Source organism: Streptomyces sp. NPDC059166 (assembly GCF_042755185.1).
Classification (GTDB): Bacteria; Actinomycetota; Actinomycetes; order Streptomycetales; family Streptomycetaceae; genus Streptomyces.
Genome location: NZ_JBHZCI010000007.1, coordinates 42252 through 62482, shown reverse-complemented (window position 1 = coordinate 62482; position 20231 = coordinate 42252). Strand labels below are relative to the sequence as shown.

15 protein-coding genes and 1 pseudogene are annotated in these 20231 nt (G+C 70.6%); 8 read left to right on the top strand and 8 right to left on the bottom strand.

Annotated features, from left to right (window positions below):
• Nucleotides 1–22 precede the first annotated feature (22 nt).
• The 5 genes from hisD to ACFXOA_RS07435 all read left to right on the top strand — a co-directional run bounded on the left by hisD (nucleotide 23) and on the right by ACFXOA_RS07435 (nucleotide 5669).
• A complete protein-coding gene (gene hisD, locus ACFXOA_RS07455) occupies nucleotides 23–1333 on the top strand; it encodes a histidinol dehydrogenase (RefSeq protein WP_385023619.1) in 1311 nt (436 codons plus the stop codon).
• Complete coding sequence (locus ACFXOA_RS07450; RefSeq protein ID WP_385023617.1) at nucleotides 1330–2109, top strand: SDR family NAD(P)-dependent oxidoreductase; 780 nt, start codon at nucleotides 1330–1332, stop codon at nucleotides 2107–2109. Before hisD ends, ACFXOA_RS07450 begins: the two co-directional genes overlap by 4 nt.
• Nucleotides 2106–2882 carry an HpcH/HpaI aldolase/citrate lyase family protein gene (locus ACFXOA_RS07445; RefSeq protein WP_385023615.1) on the top strand — a complete coding sequence of 259 codons (777 nt, stop codon included), beginning with the start codon at nucleotides 2106–2108 and terminating at the stop codon, nucleotides 2880–2882. The genes ACFXOA_RS07450 and ACFXOA_RS07445 overlap by 4 nt, the downstream gene beginning before the upstream one ends.
• Before the next feature lie 336 nt (nucleotides 2883–3218).
• A complete protein-coding gene (locus ACFXOA_RS07440; RefSeq protein ID WP_385023613.1) occupies nucleotides 3219–4586 on the top strand; it encodes an MFS transporter in 1368 nt (455 codons plus the stop codon).
• Between the two features lie 84 nt (nucleotides 4587–4670).
• Entirely contained in the window at nucleotides 4671–5669 is a 999-nt protein-coding gene (locus ACFXOA_RS07435; RefSeq protein ID WP_385023611.1) for an ester cyclase, read from the top strand.
• Nucleotides 5670–5865: 196 nt separating this feature from the next.
• Here the strand turns inward: ACFXOA_RS07435 and ACFXOA_RS07430 are convergent, their stop codons facing one another.
• The 4 genes from ACFXOA_RS07430 to ACFXOA_RS07415 form a co-directional block, all read right to left on the bottom strand.
• Entirely contained in the window at nucleotides 5866–7170 is a 1305-nt protein-coding gene (locus tag ACFXOA_RS07430) for a BNR-4 repeat-containing protein (protein ID WP_385023609.1), read from the bottom strand.
• 307 nt (nucleotides 7171–7477) lie between these two features.
• On the bottom strand, nucleotides 7478–8779 hold the full coding sequence (locus ACFXOA_RS07425; RefSeq protein WP_385023607.1) for an extracellular solute-binding protein: 1302 nt from the start codon (nucleotides 8777–8779) through the stop codon (nucleotides 7478–7480).
• A gap of 49 nt (nucleotides 8780–8828) precedes the next feature.
• Complete coding sequence (locus ACFXOA_RS07420; RefSeq protein WP_385023605.1) at nucleotides 8829–9749, bottom strand: carbohydrate ABC transporter permease; 921 nt, start codon at nucleotides 9747–9749, stop codon at nucleotides 8829–8831.
• Between the two features lie 65 nt (nucleotides 9750–9814).
• A complete protein-coding gene (locus ACFXOA_RS07415) occupies nucleotides 9815–10675 on the bottom strand; it encodes a carbohydrate ABC transporter permease (RefSeq protein WP_385023603.1) in 861 nt (286 codons plus the stop codon).
• Between the two features lie 344 nt (nucleotides 10676–11019).
• Between ACFXOA_RS07415 and ACFXOA_RS07410 the strand changes: the two genes are divergently transcribed.
• Nucleotides 11020–13308 (top strand): FAD-dependent oxidoreductase, encoded by a 2289-nt coding sequence (locus ACFXOA_RS07410; protein WP_385023601.1) that lies wholly within the window; start codon nucleotides 11020–11022, stop codon nucleotides 13306–13308.
• A gap of 60 nt (nucleotides 13309–13368) precedes the next feature.
• On the opposite strand, the gene ACFXOA_RS07405 is transcribed toward ACFXOA_RS07410, so the two are convergent.
• On the bottom strand, nucleotides 13369–14166 hold the full coding sequence (locus ACFXOA_RS07405; RefSeq protein WP_385023599.1) for an IclR family transcriptional regulator: 798 nt from the start codon (nucleotides 14164–14166) through the stop codon (nucleotides 13369–13371).
• Nucleotides 14167–14369: 203 nt separating this feature from the next.
• A complete protein-coding gene (locus tag ACFXOA_RS07400) occupies nucleotides 14370–15392 on the bottom strand; it encodes an acetylxylan esterase (RefSeq protein WP_385023597.1) in 1023 nt (340 codons plus the stop codon).
• 214 nt (nucleotides 15393–15606) lie between these two features.
• On the opposite strand from ACFXOA_RS07400, the pseudogene ACFXOA_RS07395 reads away from it, so the two are divergent.
• Nucleotides 15607–15843: pseudogene (locus ACFXOA_RS07395) on the top strand (DUF664 domain-containing protein); the annotation flags it as partial.
• A 113-nt stretch (nucleotides 15844–15956) separates the two neighbouring features.
• Here the strand turns inward: ACFXOA_RS07395 and ACFXOA_RS07390 are convergent.
• Both ACFXOA_RS07390 and ACFXOA_RS07385 read right to left on the bottom strand, forming a co-directional pair.
• On the bottom strand, nucleotides 15957–16772 hold the full coding sequence (locus tag ACFXOA_RS07390; protein ID WP_385023595.1) for an SAM-dependent methyltransferase: 816 nt from the start codon (nucleotides 16770–16772) through the stop codon (nucleotides 15957–15959).
• Between the two features lie 219 nt (nucleotides 16773–16991).
• Nucleotides 16992–17900 carry a LysR family transcriptional regulator gene (locus tag ACFXOA_RS07385; RefSeq protein WP_385023593.1) on the bottom strand — a complete coding sequence of 303 codons (909 nt, stop codon included), beginning with the start codon at nucleotides 17898–17900 and terminating at the stop codon, nucleotides 16992–16994.
• A gap of 186 nt (nucleotides 17901–18086) precedes the next feature.
• Here ACFXOA_RS07385 and ACFXOA_RS07380 point away from each other — a divergent pair, with 186 nt between their 5' ends.
• Nucleotides 18087–19544, top strand: a complete 1458-nt coding sequence (locus ACFXOA_RS07380) for an MFS transporter (protein ID WP_385023591.1) — start codon at nucleotides 18087–18089, stop codon at nucleotides 19542–19544.
• The last annotated feature ends 687 nt before the right edge of the window (nucleotides 19545–20231 follow it).

Below are 20231 nucleotides of genomic sequence, written 5' to 3'. Positions count from 1 at the left end.
CGAGCCGAAGAGAGAAGTCGTCATGCCCCGATTCCTCAAGTCCCCTGTCCCCCGCGCCCAGGTGACCGCCGCCCGCGCGGACGTCACCGACCGGGTGCGCGCGATCCTCGACGACATCCGCGAGCGCGGCGACGAGGCGGTGCGCCAGTACTCGGAGAAGTTCGACAACTGGAGCCCGGAGTCGTTCCGCCTGTCGCCCGAGGAGATCGAGCGCATCGTCGCCGGTGTCCCGCGGCAGGCCCTGGACGACATCCGGTTCGTGCAGAAGCAGGTGCGCAACTTCGCCCAGGCCCAGCGGGACTCGTTGCTCGACGTCGAGATCGAGACGCTCCCCGGCGTCCGCCTCGGCCACCGGCACGTCCCCGTCTCCGCCGCCGGGGCGTACGTGCCGGGGGGCCGCTACCCGCTGACCGCGTCGGCCCATATGACCATCGTGACGGCCAAGGTCGCCGGCGTACCCCGCGTCGCCGCGTGCACGCCGCCCATCCGGGGCGAGATCCCGGCCGCCACGGTCGCGGCGATGCACCTCGCGGGCGCCGACGAGATCTACCTGCTGGGCGGCGTCCAGGCGGTCGCCGCGCTGGCGGTGGGCACCGAGTCCATCCCCGGCGTGCCGATGCTCGCCGGACCGGGCAACGCGTATGTGGCCGAGGCGAAGCGTCAGTTGTTCGGCGAGGTGGGCATCGACCTGTTCGCCGGGCCGACGGAGATCCTCGTCATCGCCGACGAGCAGGCGGACCCCTTCGTGGTCGCGGTCGACCTGCTCTCCCAGGCCGAGCACGGGCCGGACTCCCCCGCCGTGCTGGTCACCACCTCCGAGGAGCTCGGCCGCGAGGTCGAGCGGCACATCGAACGGCTGCTGCCCGGCATGCCGACGAAGGACTTCGCCGGGCCGGCCTGGCGCGACCACGGCGAGATCGTCGTGGCCGGCACCCTCGACGAGGCCTTCGAGATCGCCGACTCCTACGCGAGCGAACACGTGGAGGTGCTGACCCGGAATCCGCGCCAGGCCCTGGAGAAGATGCACGACTACGGCGCGCTCTTCCTCGGCGAGGGCACCTGCGTCAGCTACGGCGACAAGGTCATCGGCACCAACCACGTGCTGCCCACCCGCGGCGCGGCCCGCTACACCGGAGGTCTGTGGGTCGGCAAGTACCTCAAGACGGTCACGTACCAGGAGGTCACCGACACCGCGTCGTCCGCGCTGCTGGGCGAGGTGTGCGGGCGCGCCGCCCGCGTCGAGCTCTTCGAGGGGCACGCACGCTCGGGTGACGTACGGGCCGCGAAGTACGGCGACCGCGCCCTGCCGTGGAACGAGGAGGCGGGCGCATGAGCTCCCGTACCGCGGCGCCGCTCGCCGGGCGGACCGCTCTCGTCACCGGAGGCGGCAGCGGGCTGGGACGGGCCATCACCCGGTCCCTGGTGGCCGAGGGCGCCCGCGTGGTGATCACCGGACGTGACGTGGACGCCCTGAAGCGCACCTCCGACGAGCTCGGCCCCGGAACCGTCCTGCCCCGGGTGTGCGACGTGTCCCGCCCCGCGGACGTCGAGGCGCTGGCCGGGACGCTCGCGGACCAGGAGATCTCGATCCTGGTCAACAACGCCGGCATCGCGGGGCCCGTGGCGCCACTGACCGACATCTCGCCCGAGGAATGGGACGAGGTCTTCGACGTGAACGTCCGTGGCGTGTTCCTGATGTGCAGGGCGTTCCTGCCCGCGATGACCCGACGCGGCTCCGGTGACGTCATCAACGTCGCCTCCGTCTCGGGCAAGCGGCCGCTGCTGCGGCGTACCCCCTACTGCGCGTCCAAGATGGCGGTCATCGGCCTGACGGCGACGCTGGCGGGCGAGGTCGGCCCGGCAGGGGTGACGGTCAACTCCCTCTCACCAGGACCGGTTTCCGGGCCCCGCATGGAACGCAACTTCCGCCTGGAGGCCGAGCGTACGGGCACCAGCTACGCCGAGGCGGAGGAGGCGTTCGTCTCCCGTGCCGCACTCGGAAGGATGGTGACCGAGGACGAGGTCGGTGAGGCCGTGACGGCGATGCTCCGGATGCGCGGGCTCTGTGGCGCCGACATCGACCTGTCGGCGGGGATGGTGGCACGATGACGGTTCCTCGCACACCGCGCCGGAGTCTCAAACAGCGCCTGGCGGACGGCGAGTCGCTGCGTGGCGCGCTTCTGCGGCTGCCCTCGGAGACCCTGGTGGAGATGGCGGCCGTCGCCGGTCTGGACTACGTGGTCATCGACTGCGAGCACGGACCCGCGGACACGGCCCTGCTCCAGCAGCACATCATGGCGGCCGAGGCCCACGGGATCGACGTCCTCGTACGCGTGGGCACCGCGGAGCCCGCACTGGCGCTGCGCTCCCTCGACCTGGGCGCGGCCGGCCTGATCCACCCGCACGTGGACAGCGCCGAGGACGCCCGACGGGCGGTGGCCGCGAGCCACTACCCGCCCTGGGGCGAACGGGGGTTCGCCACGTACAGCAGGGCGGGCCGGTTCGGCACGGTCGGCGCGGCCGAGCATCTGGCCGCCTCCCGCGAGACGCTGGTGATCGTGATGATCGAGACGCGGCGCGCGTGCGCCGCCGCGGGGGAGATCGCCCGCACCGAGGGCGTCGACGCGGTCCTGGTGGGTCCCGCCGACCTGGCCGCGGACTGCGGCTTCCCTCCCCCGGAGGCCGTGGACAGCCTGGTCGGACAGGCGCACCGGGCAACCGCGGAGTGCGGGCGTACGGTGATGACGATCGTCCCGGGGCTCGACGCGGCGCGGTCCGCGGAGGACGCCGGCACCCGGCTGGTCGTCTTCAACATGGCCCAGGTGCTGATGGACACCATGGGGGCCCTCGCACGGCCCGAGGTGCCGGAACGGCCCCGCTGAACCCAGCACCCCCCGAGGCGCGAGGCCGTCGCACCCTCGGCCGTGTCCGGCGGCGACAGCGTCCCGAGGGGTACGCGCCACCCCGCCGCGTCCGGGCGGCCCGAGGCAGGCACCACCCCGGCCGGCTCCCGGGAGGCCCCGGGGGCGGCCCGGCCGCACTCGGGCGCGGCGTGCCGCGGGCCTCCTCCCGGGGGCGCTCCGCGATGCTCGCGGGCGCCCCCGGGCAGGCCTCCGGTTCCCCTGGCGCCACCCCTTGACGCCCTTGTCCGGGGACTCTAACGTTCACGCCTAGTTCATACGTATGCATTCCTCATTCGCCGCGCGATCGGAGCAGCCATGTCCTCTGCAGCGCCACCCCGCACAGCCCCTGCGCCCGCGCCCTCCGCGGCCCAGAAGCGGAGTGCGATCCGCCGTGCCATCGGCGCGGGCAGCATCGGAAATTTCGTCGAGCAGTTCGACTACGGCCTCTACGGCTACATGGCCCCGATCATGGCTCCCGCGTTCTTCCCCGAGAGCGACAGGACCGTGGCGGTGCTCGGCACCTACGCGATCATCGCCGTGGCGTGCCTGTTCCGCCCGCTCGGCGGGACCCTGCTGGGCCGCTGGGGCGACCGGGTGGGCCGCAGGAAGACACTGCTCTGGACCCTCGTCGCCATGGGCACGGCCACCGCCCTGGTCGCCGCCCTGCCCACCTACCACCAGGTCGGCATCCTCGCGCCGCTCCTGCTGCTGGTACTCCGGGTCGTACAGGGCACGGTGTCCGGCGGCGAGTACGTCGGTGCGGTGGCCTTCATCGTCGAGTGGGCCGAGCCCGACCGGAGGGCGTACTACACCTCGTACGCCTCGAACAGCTGCTTCGTCGGGACCCTCGCCGGCGCCGGGGTAGCGGCGCTGACCAGCTGGGTCTTCGACGGCCCCGCCCTGGACTCGTGGGGCTGGCGCGTGCCGTTCCTGCTGGCGATCCCGCTCAGCCTGGTCGGCCTGTGGATGCGCAGCCGCATCGCGGAGAGCCCGGAGTTCGTGCGGGCCACGGAGGACGGCACCGATGTCGTCGAGTCGCCGGTCCGCGAGGCCCTGCGCTCGCAGTGGCGCCCCATCCTGGTCTTCTGCGGCATCTCGATCATGTGCGCGATCCTGTCCTACACCTGGGTCACGTTCTATCCGCAGTACCTGACGGACTCGCTAGGCCTGCCCCGCTGGATGGGCCTGGCCTCCAACGCCATCTCGATAGCGGTCCTCATCCCCACCCTGCCGCTGGCCGGCAAGCTCTCCGACCGCATCGGCCGCAAGCCGATGCTGGTCACCGGCGCCATCGCCTGCATCGTCCTGGTCCCGCTGGCGTTCCGGGTCGGCGAGGCGGGCACCTTCGGAGCCGCGGTCGCCAGCCAGCTCATCTACCTGGTCCCGGAGTTCTTCCTCACCGGCATCGTCACGGTCTGCGCGGCCGAACTCTTCGCCACCCGTACGCGGTTCAGCGCCAGCGCCATCGCGTACAACAGCTCGTTCTCCATCTTCATGGGGATCACCCCGTTCGTCGCGACGCTGCTGGTCGACACCTTCGGCACGATCTACGCCGTCTGGGCCTACCTGGCCGTCGGCGCCGCCCTCGCCCTGGTCGTCGTGACCTGCTTCATGACGGAGACGTACCGGAGCCAGCTGGGCGCGGACAAGTTCCCCCGCCAGGGGGCACCGCGCCCCGCCTGATCCATGGCCGGCCCCCTTGCCCGGCGCCACCCCCATCAGCCAGTCTGTACATACGCATTCACATCACATTGGAACGGAAGCACCATGGCCCTGGACCCTGTCGCGTACCTCCCCTACGAGGACCCGGACGACTTCATCCGCGAGGTGACCGACCGCATCTGGGTCGAGCGCGACATCGACCACATCGTCGAGAACTACGAGCCCGACTCGATCGTGCACACCAGTCTCGGCACCGTCGTAGGCCGTGACGGTGTCATCGAGGGCAGCACGATGCGGATGGCCGCCGTGCCGGACCACATCGGGCAGGCCGAGGACGTGGTGTGGGAGGCCCGCGGGGACGACGCCTTCCTCAGCTCGCACCTGGTCTTCTCAGCCGACGAGCACCTCGCCGACGGCCGCAACATCCGTGTCCGCAAGCGCACGGTCGCCAACTGCCTCTACCGGCGCGGCCGTATGGTCGAGGAGTGGGTGGTGCGGGACGACCTCGCGGACTGCCTGCAACTGGGCGTCGACCCGGACGAGGCGGCACGCGGCCTCCAGTTCCAGGGCTACAGCGGTTCGATGACCGAGGAGCCGCCCAAGGACGTTCTCCTGGAGGGCGTCAGCGGCCCGCGGCCCGACGACTTCCGCCCCGAGTGCGAGATGGTGCTGGACTTCATCGACCAGGTCTGGTCGAAGCGCCGGCTCAACAAGGTCGACGACTTCATGGTGCGCGACCTCTTCCTGCACACCATCGGTGACCGCACGGTCATCCGCCCGGAGCGCTACCGGACCGACCTGCTCGAGATGGTCGGCCCCTTCCCCGACGCCCGCTTCGCCGTCCGGGACGTCCAGGCCCACCACTCCGAGCGGTACGCGGGCCTTCGTGTGGCCGTGACCTGGACCATGCACGGGACGTACCGCGGGATCCCCGCCTTCGGGCCGCTGACCGGTCAGCCGGTCACGGTGCTGGGCGTCTCGCAGTTCCTCATCCAGGGCGGCCGCATCGTGAAGGAGGTCCGGGTGTACGACGAGATCGCGCTGCGCGCCCAGATCAACGCAGGCCGGAGCGCAGGCGCCGACGTCGCGGCCAACATCTACTGACCGCACTGTTCTCACGGAACGCGCGCCGGCCCGGCGTGGCGCTTGAACCGAAGCCGCCGCGCCGGGCCGGCTCACACCCGCGTGCGCGCGCGGCGCGACGCCGCGGGCAACGCCCGAGCGGAGTGCGCAGCCCGTCCCGCCCGGACGGCCCGTCCCGCCCGGACGGCTCATGGCGCCGCGCTCGCGGGTGGGTTCCTCAACGCCGGGCGAAGTAGAGGGCGTTGTGAACGGTGTCCGGCAGATAGAGCACGTCCCGGCCGTCCGAGTCACGTCGCACCGCGAGCCGGTCCGCGCTCACCCCCGGCGCGACCGACTGCGCGGTCCAGGTCCCGTCTGCGGCCTGGGTCGCGGAGAAGACCCGGTCGGAGCCCGTGGTGGTCACGTAGTAGACCCGCTTGGTGTCCGTCCCGTCCCAGGTGATGCCGAGTGCGGCGGCGGTCTGTCCGCCGGCGTACACCGTCTTGCCGGTCCAGCCGCCGCCGCTCGGATAGGCGTAGTACACGCGGAAGTCACCGCCGCTGTCGGCCGAGCGGTAACGGTAGGCGATCTTCGGCGTGGAACCGTCGAGGGTGAGCTTGGCGCTCTGCACGGCGGGACCGGTGTAGGCGTTGTCGGCGCTCCACTCCTCGCCCGCGGTGAGGTCCTGGACGACGTCGGAGGTGGCGGGCGTGACCGGGGTGGTGACGGTCGTGCCCGCACTGTCCGCGAAGGTGCCGTCGGAGGGGTCGTAGGACAGATACGAGAGCTGGTGGCGGAACGCGGTCGCCGGCGCCTTCGCCCACTCGTAGAGGAGGTGGACGCGGCCGGAGGCGTCCACCGTCAGGTCGTCGGGGTACACGGAGCGGTACAGCGCGCTCGCGAAGGTCGCGACGACGCTCCAACGGGATCCGGCGTTGTCCCAGCGGTACAGCTTGCCGGGGCGCCGGTCGGAACCGGTCCCGACGCGGGCTGCCAGATACAGGTCGCCGTTGGGTGCTGTGGTGAGGACCGGGTAGGTGATGCCCTCGCCCTGATCGGGCAGTTCGGACGCGTGGTCGGTGACGTCGCCGCCCGGGGCGTCGGAACGGAAGTAGCGCCACGGATCGGCGTGCATCGAGGTGAAGACGTGCAGGCGGCCGCTGCCGTCGCGGGCGGCCGAGGGCTGGTTGTGGCCGTTGTCGTCGGGGAACTCGGCCTGCCGCCCGTCGCTGTTCAGCAGCGGCAGTCGGCTCCAGACCCCGTCCGGGTCCCGCCGGGCGATGGCGGGCCGGTGCGTCGCGGCCGTCGAACCCGGCTCGTCGAAGGCGAAGTAGGTGTACTGGCCGCGGCCCTTGTACGTGGCGACCGGCGTCCACCACGCGGCCTGGTTCGACGAGTCCATGGCGTACGGGACCTTCTCGATCACCGTCGCCGCGGCCGCCGCGGTCTGCGCGGTGCCTGCCCCGGCGGCGGGGGCGGGCAGGAGGAGAGCGGCCAGGGCTACGGCCGTGGCGGTGCAGCTGCGTACCGTGGGACGTCGCAAGATGAGCTCCTTCGCGGGTGCGTACGCGGTCGTGGGGAACGACGCGGGCGTGGGAGATGACGCGGGTGTCGGGAACGACGCGGGCGTGGAGGACTACGCGGGTCCGGGGTCCGGGGACGACGGCCATGTGGGGCGGCTCGGCGTGGTGATGACGCGGGTCCGCGGACGACGCGGCGTGGGCTGGGGGCGGCGCGGACGGCGGTGGCCCGGGCCCGGGAGGACGTGGCGTGCGGAGAGGGAGCGGGGTGCGGGGTGAGGCCCGGCGAGGTGTGCGGTGCTCGCCGGGCCCGGACCACGGCGCCCGGCCTCAGCGCTTGATGAGCGCGGCGACCTCCTCGCCCGCCTGCTTCATCGCGTCCTTCGGCTTCGCCGTGCCGACGAGGACGGCCTGTACCTGCTTGGCGACCGCCTCCTCGATCTGGGCGTTCTGCGCGAACTGCCAGAAGGGACTGCCGGTAGCCGTCTTGGTGATCTTCTCGGTCCACTCCGTGGTGAAAGTGTCCTTGGCGACCTCGGGGGCCGCCAGCCCCGCGGTGGTGGAGGGCGGCAGTGCACGCGCGGCGAAGTACTCGGAGGTGGTGGCCTTGTCGGTGGTGGTGTGCAGCGCGAACTCGGTCGCCGCGTCCTGGCCCCTGCCCTTCACGATCGCGATCACACCGCCCCACAGCAGCGCCTGCGGCGTGTCCCCGGCCTTGAGCACCGGACGCTCCATCGGCTGCATGGCGTCGGCCAGCGTCTTGTCCTTGGACTGGGCGGAGGTCACGCCCTTGCCGATGATCGCGTCGTCGTAGAAGGCGGCCTTGCCCTGCCCGAACAGGGCGCGCGCGTCGAAGCGGTCCACGTCGGCGGCGATCAGCTTCTCGTCGTGCAGCTTCTTGTACCAGGTGACCGCGTCGACCGAGGCGTCGTCGCCTATGGTGACCTTCCCGCCGTCGAGCAGCGTGCAGCCGAAGGTCTGCATCCACGGGAAGATGTCCTTGAGCTGCGCGACCTTCGTGGCGGCGGCATAGGGCACCACTCCCCCGCCGAGTCCCTTGAGTTCACGCAGGGCCGCCTCGAACTCCTCGACGGTGGAGGGGTGTTCCTTGATGCCGGCCTTCTCCAGGAGTTTGGAGTTGGCGATCACACCGATCGATCCGGTGTTCCACGGCAGGCCGTACTGCTTGCCGTCGTACATGCCGCTCTTCAGCGCGACGTCCGTGTAGCCGCCCTTGCCGGCCACCGTTCCGAGGTCGGCCAGCTTGCCCATCTGCGCGATCGCGGCGAGCCAGGCGATGTCGAGGTGCACCGCGCCCGTCGTCTGTCCGCCGCCCAGCTTGAGGGTGAGCTGGCTCAGGTACTCGTTGTAGGGGTAGGAGACCGCGCGGATCTTCGACTTCTCGGCCTTCTCCCATGCCGCGATGATCTTCTCGATCGAGGGCTTGGCGGCCTCCTCGTTGAGCGACCAGGAGGTGAAGTCGAAGTCCTTGGACTTCGTGTCGCCGCCGCCGGAGGTGGAGCCGGCGCCGGACGGCGCACAGGCGCCGAGCACACCGGCTCCCGCTGCACCGAGCGCGCCGATGCCGAGCATGCGCAGCGCGCCGCGGCGGCTGATGCCATTGGTGGTCATGATCTCTCCATGGGAGTGTGCGGGAGGAAGGGGAGGTGGGGGCGCGGGGTCAGCTCTTGACCGAGCCGGCGGTCATGCCGCCGACGAGGTAGCGCTGCAGGAACATGAAGGCGAGGATCACGGGAACCGACACCACGAGCGAGGCGGCCATCAACTGCGGCCAGGCGGTCTGGAATTCGCCGATGTAGGTGGAGACGAGCCCGGGAGGCAGGGTCTGCTTCTCCTTGTCTGCCAGGGTCAGCGCGAAGATGAAGTCGTTCCAGCCGCGTACGAAGGCGAAGAGCCCGGCGGCGATCATCCCCGGTGCGGCCAGCGGCGCCACGATGGAGTGCAGAGTCCGCCACCGGGACGCTCCGTCGATGGCCGCCGCCTCCAGGAGGGCGTCCGGGATGGTGTCGAAGATGCCTTTCAGCATCCATACGCACAGCGGCATCGTGAACGTGGTGAAGGAGAGCACCAGGGCGCTGTACGTGTTGAGCATGCCGAAGCTGGAGAACACGGTGTACAGCGTCACCAGCAGAAGCGCCTGGGGGAACATCTGGGAGGCCAGGACCAGGTGCATCAGCGACCGCCGCCCGCGGTAGCGGAACTTCGAGAAGGAGTAGCCCATGTACGTGGCGACGACCACGCTCAGCACGGCGGTGATCGACGCCACCATGAGCGAGTTGATCATGTAGGTGATCAGCTGGTCGTTCTCGGCCAGTGCCGTGAAGTTGGCGAGGGTGAGGTCGGTGGGTATCAGCTTCGGCGGGAACTGGAAGGTCGACTCCGGGGTGCTCAGCGCGGTGGCGAGCAGCCAGTAGACCGGCAGCAGGCCGAAGGCGCCGATGACGACGACCGCGCTCCAGGCGGCGATCCGCGAGCGAAGCAGGTCCTTGCGCGTACGGCGCCTGACACCGCGCCCGGCCCGCGCGGCGGAGGGCTGCGTCCGGTCGGCGGCGGACAGCGGGGTGGAGGTGGTGGAGGCCATCAGGCGTCGCCCTTCCGCTCGGTGATCCTGAGGTAGACGGCGACGAGGAGGAGCAGGAGCAGCATTTACAGTCCGCCCAGTGCGGTGGCCCGGCCGATGTCGAAGCCCTTGAACGCGGTCTGGTAGACGGCGGTCGCGAACGTCTCGGTGGTCCCGGCGGGCCCGCCGCCGGTGAGGACGTAGATGGTGTCGAAGTGCTGGAAGTTCCAGATGAACTCCAGCAGGAGCACGATCGAGGCGACACCGCGGACCTGCGGCCAGGTGACGGCGAAGAAGCGCCGGATCGAGCCCGCCCCGTCCATCGAGGCGGCCTCGTGCAGTTCCCTGGGGACGGTCTGCAGGCCTGCCAGGAGCATCACCATCATCCACGGGAAACTCGCCCAGGTCTTGGTGACGATCACGGCGAGCATCGCGGTGCCCGGCCGGCCGAGCCAGGCGACGGACTCGTCGATGATCCCGGTCTGCATGAGGACACCGTTCAGCACCCCGTAGTTGGCGTTGAAGATCCACATCCAGAGGAAGGAGACCACCACACCCGGGATCACCCAGGGGAAGAGGAACAGGCCGCGCAGGAAGCCGCTGCCCTTGAGTCCGGTGTTGAGGGCGAGCGCGAGTGCGAAGCCGATCACGAAGGGCACGAGCGTCGCACCCACGGTGAAGACCAGTGTCTGCTCGAGGATGGTGAGGAAGTCGCCGTCCAGCCAGTAGGCGAAGTTGTCGAGGCCGACGAACTCCCGGCCGGGAAGCCGCAGATCCTGCTTGAAGAAACCGGTGAACAGCGCCGACAGCAGCGGGTAGAAGATGATCGCCGCGAACAGGGCGAGACCCGGCGCGGTGAGCAGCAGGGCGAACGCACCGTTGGAAAGCCGTGCCCCGGTGCGCTCACGGGGCGGGGGCGCCTTCTGGGGAGGTGCGGCCGTACTCATGGGTCAGTCCTCTCAAGTGGTGACGGGAGCGCCGGAGCCCTGCGTGGACGTCGCCCCTGCTGCGATGAACACAAGTTGCAGCATGCGGGATCGTTCTCCATATCTCGCGATGACGTCAACCCTTTTCGTCGGTGAATCGCCGATTCTGTGCAGGGTCGGCGAACATGCCCCACCTGCCCCGAACTTGCGCAGCGACTCACGACGGCCAGGTCGGCTGCCGCAATCGGAACTTACAGTCAATCCCAGAGGTTGAACAGTGGTTGCACAATATGGATGTGATGTACGTTCAAGGCCGCCCTGCTGCGACGGGGAGTATCCGAGCGTCACACCAAGGAGGCCGCACCGTGCGGGAAGAAGAGGTCCATTACGACATCGCCGTGATCGGCGGCGGATTGGCGGGGACCTGCGCGGCCATCGCTGCGGCCCGGCTCGGCCGGCGCGTCGCCCTCGTCAACAACCGGCCCGTCCTGGGCGGCAACGCCAGCAGCGAGATCCGCGTGTGGGTCTGCGGCGCCACCGCGCACGGCGTGCACCGCTGGGCCCGGGAGACCGGGATCATGGGCGAGCTCTACACCGAGAACCAGTACCGCAACCCCGAGGGCAACCCCTACTACTGGGACCAGGTCGTCCTGGACGCCGTCCACGCGGAACCGAACATCGACCTCTACCTCAACACCGACGTACGCGAGGTCGACGCGTGCGGCCCCGACGACAGCCGCGAGGTGCGCTCCTGCACCGGGTGGATGATGGGCTCGGAACGCCGCATCACCTTCCACGCGCGCCAGTTCCTCGACTGCACCGGCGACGGCCTCGTCGGCCACCTTGCCGGTGCCCGCTACCGCGTCGGCCGTGAGGCGCGGACCGAGTTCGACGAGCCCTGGGCGCCGTCCGAGGCCGACGAGGCGCTGCTCGGCTCGACGATCCTCTTCCACACCCGGGACGCGGGCCGGCCGGTGAAGTTCGTACCGCCCTCCTACGCCAAGGACCTGTCGAGCACGCCCATCCTGCGCAACCGCATCCTGCGCACCGGCGACAACGGCTGTGACTACTGGTGGATCGAGTGGGGCGGCGAGCTCGACACCGTCCACGACAACGAACGCATCCGCGACGAACTCCAGGCCGTGGTCATGGGCGTCTGGGACCACATCAAGAACTCCGGCCAGTTCCCGGACGCGGCGGACCTCACCCTCGAATGGGTGGGGAGCCTTCCCGGCAAGCGCGAGTACCGCCGCTTCCTGGGCGATCACGTCCTCACCCAGCAGGACATCCTCCGGCAGCGCCAGTTCGAGGACCGGATCGCCTTCGGCGGCTGGTCCGTCGACCTCCACCCCGTACAGGGCATGTACGCCGAGGAGCCCGGCGCGCGCCAGCGGTACGCGGACGGCATCTTCCACATCCCCCTGCGCTCCCTCTACTCGGCGAACGTCACCAACCTGCACTTCGCCGGGCGCAACATCTCCGCCACCCACATCGCCTTCGGGGCCACCCGGGTCATGGCCACCTGCGCGACACTCGGCGAGGCCGCGGGAACCGCCGCGGCCCTGTGCGCCTCCGAGAACCTCACGCCGCGGGAACTCGCGACCAAGCACGTGGAACTGGTTCACCGCACCCTGCTGCGCCAGGACGCCTCCGTGATCGGCCTCGCCGACGCGGACCCGGGGAACCTGGCGCGTACGGCCCGCGTCACCGCCTCCTCCCACCTGGCCCGTCTGGCCGCCGAACCCACGCCGGAAGTGCCCGGTACCCCGTACCCCCTCACCCGTGACCTCGCGCTCCTGCTGCCTGTCGACCCCGCGCTCGACTCGGTCGACCTGCTCGTCCACGGCGCCCCGGACGAGTCGGCCCGAGAGCTCACCCTGGAACTGTGGGGCACGGAACGGGCCGAGAACGGGGTCCCGGCCGACCGTCTCCTCTCCACCACGGTCACCGTCCCGCCCGGCGGCCCCCACTGGGTCACGGCCCGCCTCGGCCACCGCCCCGAGACACCCCGCAACGTGATCCTCATCGTCCGGGCCTGCGCCGGCACCGCCCTGGTTCTCCTCCCCGAACGCACCGACGGCGTCCTGGCCCTGCGCAGGAAGGCCGAGGGGGACGCGGGTGTCGACCACGACATCCCGGAGGAGGACGGCCAACTGGTCCTGGAATGGCAGGCCCGCGGCCTGCGCCGGCAGACCTTCGCCTTCCGGGCGGCCCCCGACACCGGAGCCTTCCGCGCCGAACGTGCGGTGGGCGGATTCCAACGCCCCTACGGCGGGCCGAACATGTGGTCGTCCGCGCGGGGTGACGACGCCCGGTGGCTGCGTCTCGACTGGCCCACCGAGCAGGAGCTCACCGAGGTGCGCCTGGTGTTCGACGACGACGTCGACGAGTACCTCAACAACCTGCACCGCCACCGCACCCCGTACGAGGTCATGCCGGAGCTCGTACGCGACTACCGCGTCCAGAGCCGTGACGCCGCCGGCGCCTGGCACACGCTCCTGACGGTGACGGACAACCGGCGCCGCCACCGCGTGCACGCCCTGGAGGCCCCGGACGGCGGCCCCGTGCGCACCGCTGCGCTGAGGCTCGTGGTGGACGCGACGCACGGGGCCGGTCAGGCGCACGTGTTCGCCTTCAAGGCGTTCGGCTCGTAGGCGCGTCGCGAAGGTCCGGGCAGGACCGGAGCGACCCGGCCCGGACCTTCGCCGTGTGTGTCAGAGCGCGCCGAGCGCCTGGCTGATGGCGTCGGCGGCCTCGATGACCTCGCGCACGAGGGCGAGGCGCTGCCCATCGGCGTCGGCGCTCTCGGAGCGGTCCCCGAGCACCGAGGACGGACCCCAGAGGGAGATGGCGGCGACGATCTCCCCCGAGGCGTCACGTACCGGTGCGGCAAGGGACGCGCGGCCCAGCGCGCGCTCCTCGGCCTCGACGGCGTAGCCGGTGCGTCGGACGGTGTCGATCTCGGAGTCGAGGAGGTCGTGACTGGTGGTCGTGTACTCGGTGTGGGCTTCGAGCGGGTCCCCGAGCAGCTTGCGACGCTCCTTGGGGCCGAGGCCCGTGAGAAGGCACTTGCCGATGCTCGTGGCATGCAGCGGGGCGGTGTGTCCGGCCTGGGTGTAGGACTTGGGTGCGCGCGTGCCCTCGAAATTGCACAGGAACATCAGCTCACCGCCACGGCGTACGGCCGCATTGGCCCCGAGACCGGTCCGGGTGGCCAGACCCTGGAGCACCATGCGGGCGGCCCGGTGCACGGGGTGGCGGTTGGTGGCGGTGGCGGCCAGCGGGAGAAGGCCGAGGCTGAGACGGTAGAGGTTGCTCACCGGATCACGTTCGACCATGTCGAGGCGTTCCAGGGTGGACAGCAGGCGGGAGGTGGTCGAGGAGCCCAGCCCGGTGAGCTCGGCGACGTCGGAGACACGGAGTTCGGGCCGGCCGGAGTCGAGTGCGCGCAGCACCGAGACCGCTCGTTCGACGCTCTGGTTCGTCCCCGCATCAGTCGCCCGCGTAGCCATGACCCTCCTTGCTCTGCAAATGCCTTGCACATTCTGCATCAGCATATCGCGTGCGATCGAGACCCGTACCTGAATTCGTCGACCGTGGCGGTTGCGCGACGGGCCGCGGGCCGGACGCCGGAGGCGTCGCGGAACCACCAGGTCGCGGCGCGGGCACACCCGTGAGCGATTCGGCCTGGCGGATCCGGTCGTGCGGCAGCTGGTCAGGCGGTTGGACCCGGCGCCACGGGGTCCGTCCCCGACAGGAAGAGCCGCTGCGCCTCTTCAAGGGCCGCCGTCTCGGCCGGCTCGCCCGGGTGGTCGAAGTGGCCTGCCCTGAGAACCAGGAGTTGGCGCGGCCCGGCCAGTGCGTTGTACACCGCGAACTGTCCGGGCGGAGGCACATGGGGGTCGAACAGGGCGGCGGCCACGTGTACGGGGATCCGGATGTGCCGGGCCGCCGTCGCCGCGTCGAAGTAGGCCAGGACGTCCAGCACCGAGGGGTCGTCGGCGAACCGCGTGCGCACCGACTCCCCACTTCCCGTGCAGGGCAGTGTCACCCGGAGCGGATGGTTGCCGAAGGTCGGCACGGTCAGCCCTGCGGCCCGGAACCGGGCGTCCCAGGGGAGCGCGAGCGCGCCGATACCGCCGCCGAAGCTCGTCCCCAGGTACGTCAGGCGTCCGGCGGCCTCGGGCACCAGCAGCTGCAGTGCGGTGGCCGCGCACCAGACGTCCGCCACGCACCCACCGATGAGGTAAGACTCCCGGGCGCCTATGCCGTGCAGCACGTGCCCGGCCGACTTCGAGGGAACGCCCGGCAGCAGACTCCGGGTCCCGAGCCCGCGCAGACAGGGCCAGATGGTCGCGGTCCCGGGTGGGGACTGCCGCGGGTCAGGGGCCGCCCGGCCGCCGTATCCGTGTGTCGAGACGCACCCCTGGGTGACCTCGCCACCGGCGGGGACGGTCAGCCACCCGCCGACACGGACGCCGTCGACGGACATGTACGAGACGTCGGCGATCCGCACGCCGTCCACCGTGGTCCAGGGACCCTCGACCCGGGGCGCCGTGTCGACCCGCATCGCACGCGCGTGGCGCTCCCGCCAGAAGTCGGCGAAGTCGTGCGGGCTCTGCGGCGCCTTCACCGCGAGGAGGCTCGCCAAGTCGTGGCCGTGGGTGGGGTCGAAGGGGAAGTCGTGCGACGGCGGGCTGAGTTCGCCGAAATCCGTCGTGAGCGGATGGGTGGACAAGATCTCTCCTCGTTCGGTGTGCGTGACGACCAGCGGGTGTCCGGCAGGGTCGCTCCGCGCAACGTACGCGGCGCCCGGCCGGCCTGACTCGGCCGGGGCCCATGCCTACCACCTGCCGGGCCATCCGTGTCTGCTCCGCGTCTTCGAGGCTGCCCTGGTCGCACCGCCTACGGGCTGTCGAGACCCCGGCCGCCCCGTGGCAGGCTCGTGCCGCATGATCGATGAATTCGCGAAGGACAACCTGCACGGGAGACTGCGGTGGGACCGCGAGGCGCTGCCTCCGGAAACTCGACGGCTTGTCCGAGTACGACGCCCGCCGGCCTTTGACAGCGACCGGGACCAACGTGCTCGGCCTGGTCGAACACGTGGCCACGCGACCAGATCATCGGCTTCCACCGGCGCGTGGGAACACTCGGACGCCACGATCGACGAGCTTTCCCTCCACGCCCCGCCCACGTGCCGACGCCGCCGTCCTGTGCGGCGTGGCCTCGTTCGTGACCCCGTGCTGCCGACACCACAGGCCTCGACCGTTCCAGGAGTCGGCGGGTGACTCTCCTTCACTCCTCAGGCAACTCCGTGCTTGAGGCCCAGGCCGCCACGGAACCCCATGTCGTCAGGGCCCTCGGGCACCGATGCGTCCGGGCGCCAGCGGTCGACGGTCACCACGCCTGGCTCCAGCAGTTCCAGTCCCGTGAAGAATTCCTCGATCTGCTTCTGTGTGCGCAGCACCACGGGCTTGGAGACCTTGTTCTGCCGATAGAAGGCAGATGCCTCCGCGGCCCTGACGGGATCCGCGTCACCGCAGGCATGGGACACCGCGACGTACGAGCCGGCTGGAAGGGCGTCCACGAGCACCCGTAGGACCCCCGCCGGATCCTCGTCCTCGTCGAGGAAGTGCAGGATCGCGGCCAGGACCAGGCCCACCGGACGGGTCATGTCGAGCGTCTCGGTCACCTCGGGTGATTCCAGTATCGCTCGCGGGTCTCGCAGGTCGGCTTGCAGGTAGGTCGATCGGCCCTCGGGGGATATCGGGGTGAGCAGCGCCTCGGCGTGCCGCAGCACCACGGGGTCGTTGTCCACGTAGACGATGCGAGCCGAGGGCACCATGCCTTGCGCGATCTCGTGCAGATTGGGCCGGGTGGGGATACCGGTGCCGATGTCCAGGAACTGTGTGACACCGCCCTCTTTCACCATGTGCCGTACGGCGCGCGCCATCCATGCCCGGTTCTGCTGGGCGCTGCGCTGGATTTCCGGCCAGCGCAGGGCGATACCCTCCGCGACGGCTTGGTCCACCGGGTAGTTGTCCTTGCCACCGAGGAGGCTGTCGTAGACCCGCGCCGGGTGCGGCTTTCCCTCTTCGAACGATCCGTCGGGGGACACACGATCTCCTTCGCGCGATGGCACGTCCGGTTCACACACAACAACGCTCTGGCCAGAGCCACTTGAGCATACTGCGTCAAGCGCCCCCTGATCTTGCCGGCGAGCCGCAGCGCGCAGTGAGCGCCCGGTACCGGATGGCGTACCTCAAGTGATCCCCGTGAATGCCTCGGCCACCACCGACCGGCACGAAGGACGGTATCGATCAGGCCCGTCGCGGGGTCAAGCGGCTCGTTCGAGCTCCTGGAAGGCCTCGCGGGCCGTGGCGAGGAACGTCGGCACGGCGGGCCGCAGCTCCGCCCGGCGCAGCCAGGTCATCGTGATCTGGGTCTGCGAGACGCTGCCCGTCAGGGGCACCGCGGCCACTTCCCCGCGGGCGGCGGGTCCGGCCACCGCGATCTCGGGCAGCAGCGCGCAGCCCATGCCCGCGGAGGCGCACTGGCACAGGGCGGCCATGCTCGCGACCTGGGCGTCGATGACGGGCGCGTCCGGTCCCAGCGTGTGGATCAGCGTGTCGAGCATCTCTCGGAATCCGCACCCCTGCGGGGTGGCGAGGAACGACTCGCCGCGCAGGTCCTGGCCGACGACCCGGGCGTAGGAAGCGAGTCGGTGGTCGGTGGGCGCGACCACCATCAGCCGGTCCGTGGTGAGGGGCTCGCTCGCCAGGAGCTTGTCCTGGGGCGCCTGGCCGAAGGTGAGCGCGACGTCGATCTCGCCGCGCCGGACCCACTCGTAGAGCTGGCCGCGACCCCCCGCACGCAGCGTCACCTGGACGCGCGGGTGGAGCCGGCGGTAGCGGGCGAGGACGGCGGGCAGCCGGTGCGCGCACAGGGTCTCCAGGCCACCGATGGTCAACTGACCACCGGGCTGCCGGGCTTCGTCCTCCACGGCGGTGCGCGCCTCCTGGACGAGCAGGAGCATCTGGTCGGCGTACTCGACCAGCCGTTCACCGGCCGGAGTCAGCGACAGCTTGCGGTTGGTGCGGTCGAAGAGCTTGGCGCCGAGCTCGCCTTCCAGGGACTGGATCTGCTCGGTGACGCTGGACTGGGCGTAGTTGAGCTCCGCCGCGGCCCGCGTGAAGTTGAGTGTGCGCGCCACGGTCCGGAACGTCCGCAGGTGACGCAGTTCCACAACTCACGCCCTTCTGATCGGCTCTGCCGATGGTCGTCATCGGAAGTGCCCGCTTCTGCAACCGGTCTCGCACTGCCAGGATTTCAGGTACCGCCCCCTGCCCACAACCGGTCCCGGTGGTATCCCGTCCTGCCGTCATGCGGCTTCCGCTCGAGAACACCCCCGTACCTCCTTGGGAGGACAGCCATGTCCCGTCAGCCCGCCGGCCCCCCGAATGTCTCCCGTCCGTCTCCCGGCGCTCCGCCCGGCACCTCCCCCACCGCATCGAAGGGGCTCCTGCTGCTGGGGCTGTCGCTCGGTTACTTCATGGTGATGCTGGACACCACTGTCGTCACGGTGGCGCTACCCGCCATCGGTGAGGACCTCTCGGGCTCGCTCGCCGGACTGCAGTGGGTGTCCAACGGATACACGCTCACCTTCGCGGCCCTGTTGCTCACCGCCGGTGCGCTGTCCGACCGTTACGGCGGCCGGAAGGTCTTTCTGACGGGCCTGTGGCTGTTCGCCGTCTTCTCCGGCCTCTCGGCGGTGGCCACGTCCATGGGCGCGCTGATCGCCCTGCGGGCTCTGCTCGGTGTGGCGGGCGCACTGCTCCTGCCCACGTCACTGGCGATCATCGCGCACGCCTACACCGATCCGGCGGCCCGTGCGCGGGCCATGGGCGGCTGGGCGGCGATCAGCGGCGCCGCGCTGGCCGCGGGTCCGCTGGCCGGGGGTGTCCTCACCGACACGCTCGGGTGGCGGTCCATCTTCCTGCTCAACATCCCGGTCGGGATTGCCGGCATCGTCATCACGATGAAGTGCGCCCCGGTCAGCGCCCCCAAGCCGGCCAAGGGACTCGATCTGTCGGGCCAGACCAGTGCCGTTCTGGCCCTTGCCGGCCTGACGTACGCGCTCGTCGAGAGCCGGCCCAGGGGCTGGGGTGCCCCCGAAGTGCTGGGGGGATTGGCGGTGTTCGCGGTGTCCGGGGTTGTGTTCGTGCTTGCCGAGCGCCGCGAGGAGACCGCGGCCCACGCCCCGATGCTGCCGCTGGAGATGTTCCGCAACCGGACGCTGTCCGCCGGCCTGTTCGCCGGACTCCTGGTCAACTTCGGCCTCTCGGGCGTCCTGTTCGTCCTGTCGCTCCACTTCCAGGAGGCGCTCGACCACTCTGCCTTCACCGCGGGCCTGGCCTTCCTGCCGCTCACCCTGCCGACGGCCTTCAACCCGATCTTCACCGGCCGCCTCGTGGCCAGGATCGGCGCCCGCACGCCCGCCATCGCGGGCTTTCTGATGATGGGCGTCGGCGTCCTGATCCAGTCCGCCGCCACAGCGGACTCCGCCGTCTCGCTCGTCGCGATGTGCGTCGGCCTGCTGGTGCTGGGATTCGGTGTCTCCTTCTGCATTCCGCCGCTGATGACGGCAATCGTGGGGTCGGTGGCCAAGGAGCAGGCGGGTATCGCCTCGGGCGCGCTGAACTCCGCGCGTCAGACCGGTGCGGTCCTGGGCGTCGCCGTCCTGGGCGCGCTGATGGGCGGTGCGTCGTCGGCCGGCGACGGCACCCGGGTCGCGCTCGTGGCGGCCGGCCTCGTCCTGCTCGCCGGAGCGGGTGTGGTGGCCGCTTACATCGGCCGCGCCCCAAGGGACAGCGCCCCCTCGCGCTCTTGATCGGCCGGGGCAACAGCAGTCCGTCGGACTACGAACCCGGTGGCCCACTTCGCCGGCGAGGGAGCCGGGTCGAGTGGTTCGTAAGCCGGACGACGCAAAGGGTGAAGAGGAGCCCGCACCCACGACCACACATCGGCGGCGGAACAGGCGCGAGCGTGAATACCTGGTGCGGCCGCGCGACCGCCCCGGGCAGTTGTACAGCCGGAATTGGCCCGTACGGTCAGGCCTCCTCGACACCACCCAGGAACGACAACCTGACCTGACGGCCGACGTTGTCGACGTTCGTGTCCACCAAACTCCGTTAAGACTGCCCCGAGTCTACCCCCGTCGACGGTGGACGTTCGGATGGGTACCACGGGCCGTACCTCCAGATCCGCCCTCCCGGCGGAGTCCGGGAGTGGGACGCGGAACCAGCCTGCGTACGGTCGGCCAGCCGAGACGAGTTACTCAGCGCTCAGCTGGCCAGAGTGAACGCAGGCAGTCGGCATAATGCCTGATCACCGGCAGGCCTGCCGCGCACCACGGCCCGGCGTTCCGCCGCGCAGACACCCGCCACCTCCCGCACGGACTCGTCCAAGGCCGGAGACCCGCCGGAAACCCCCACCACCCGACCCGCTCCCTGACCTAGGATGAGCGAGATCATCTGCGGCCCGACGGGCTTCCGTTCCGCGTCAGCGGACTGAAGAG

Bases quoted from the DNA above. Each gene is read 5' to 3' on its own strand.
- hisD (WP_385023619.1), top strand. From the start codon at position 23: ATGCCCCGATTCCTCAAGTCCCCTGTCCCCCGCGCCCAGGTGACCGCC.
- ACFXOA_RS07450 (WP_385023617.1), top strand. From the start codon at position 1,330: ATGAGCTCCCGTACCGCGGCGCCGCTCGCCGGGCGGACCGCTCTCGTC.
- ACFXOA_RS07445 (WP_385023615.1), top strand. From the start codon at position 2,106: ATGACGGTTCCTCGCACACCGCGCCGGAGTCTCAAACAGCGCCTGGCG.
- ACFXOA_RS07440 (WP_385023613.1), top strand. From the start codon at position 3,219: ATGTCCTCTGCAGCGCCACCCCGCACAGCCCCTGCGCCCGCGCCCTCC.
- ACFXOA_RS07435 (WP_385023611.1), top strand. From the start codon at position 4,671: ATGGCCCTGGACCCTGTCGCGTACCTCCCCTACGAGGACCCGGACGAC.
- ACFXOA_RS07425 (WP_385023607.1), bottom strand. From the start codon at position 8,779: ATGACCACCAATGGCATCAGCCGCCGCGGCGCGCTGCGCATGCTCGGC.
- ACFXOA_RS07420 (WP_385023605.1), bottom strand. From the start codon at position 9,749: ATGGCCTCCACCACCTCCACCCCGCTGTCCGCCGCCGACCGGACGCAG.
- ACFXOA_RS07415 (WP_385023603.1), bottom strand. From the start codon at position 10,675: ATGAGTACGGCCGCACCTCCCCAGAAGGCGCCCCCGCCCCGTGAGCGC.
- ACFXOA_RS07405 (WP_385023599.1), bottom strand. From the start codon at position 14,166: ATGGCTACGCGGGCGACTGATGCGGGGACGAACCAGAGCGTCGAACGA.
- ACFXOA_RS07380 (WP_385023591.1), top strand. From the start codon at position 18,087: ATGTCCCGTCAGCCCGCCGGCCCCCCGAATGTCTCCCGTCCGTCTCCC.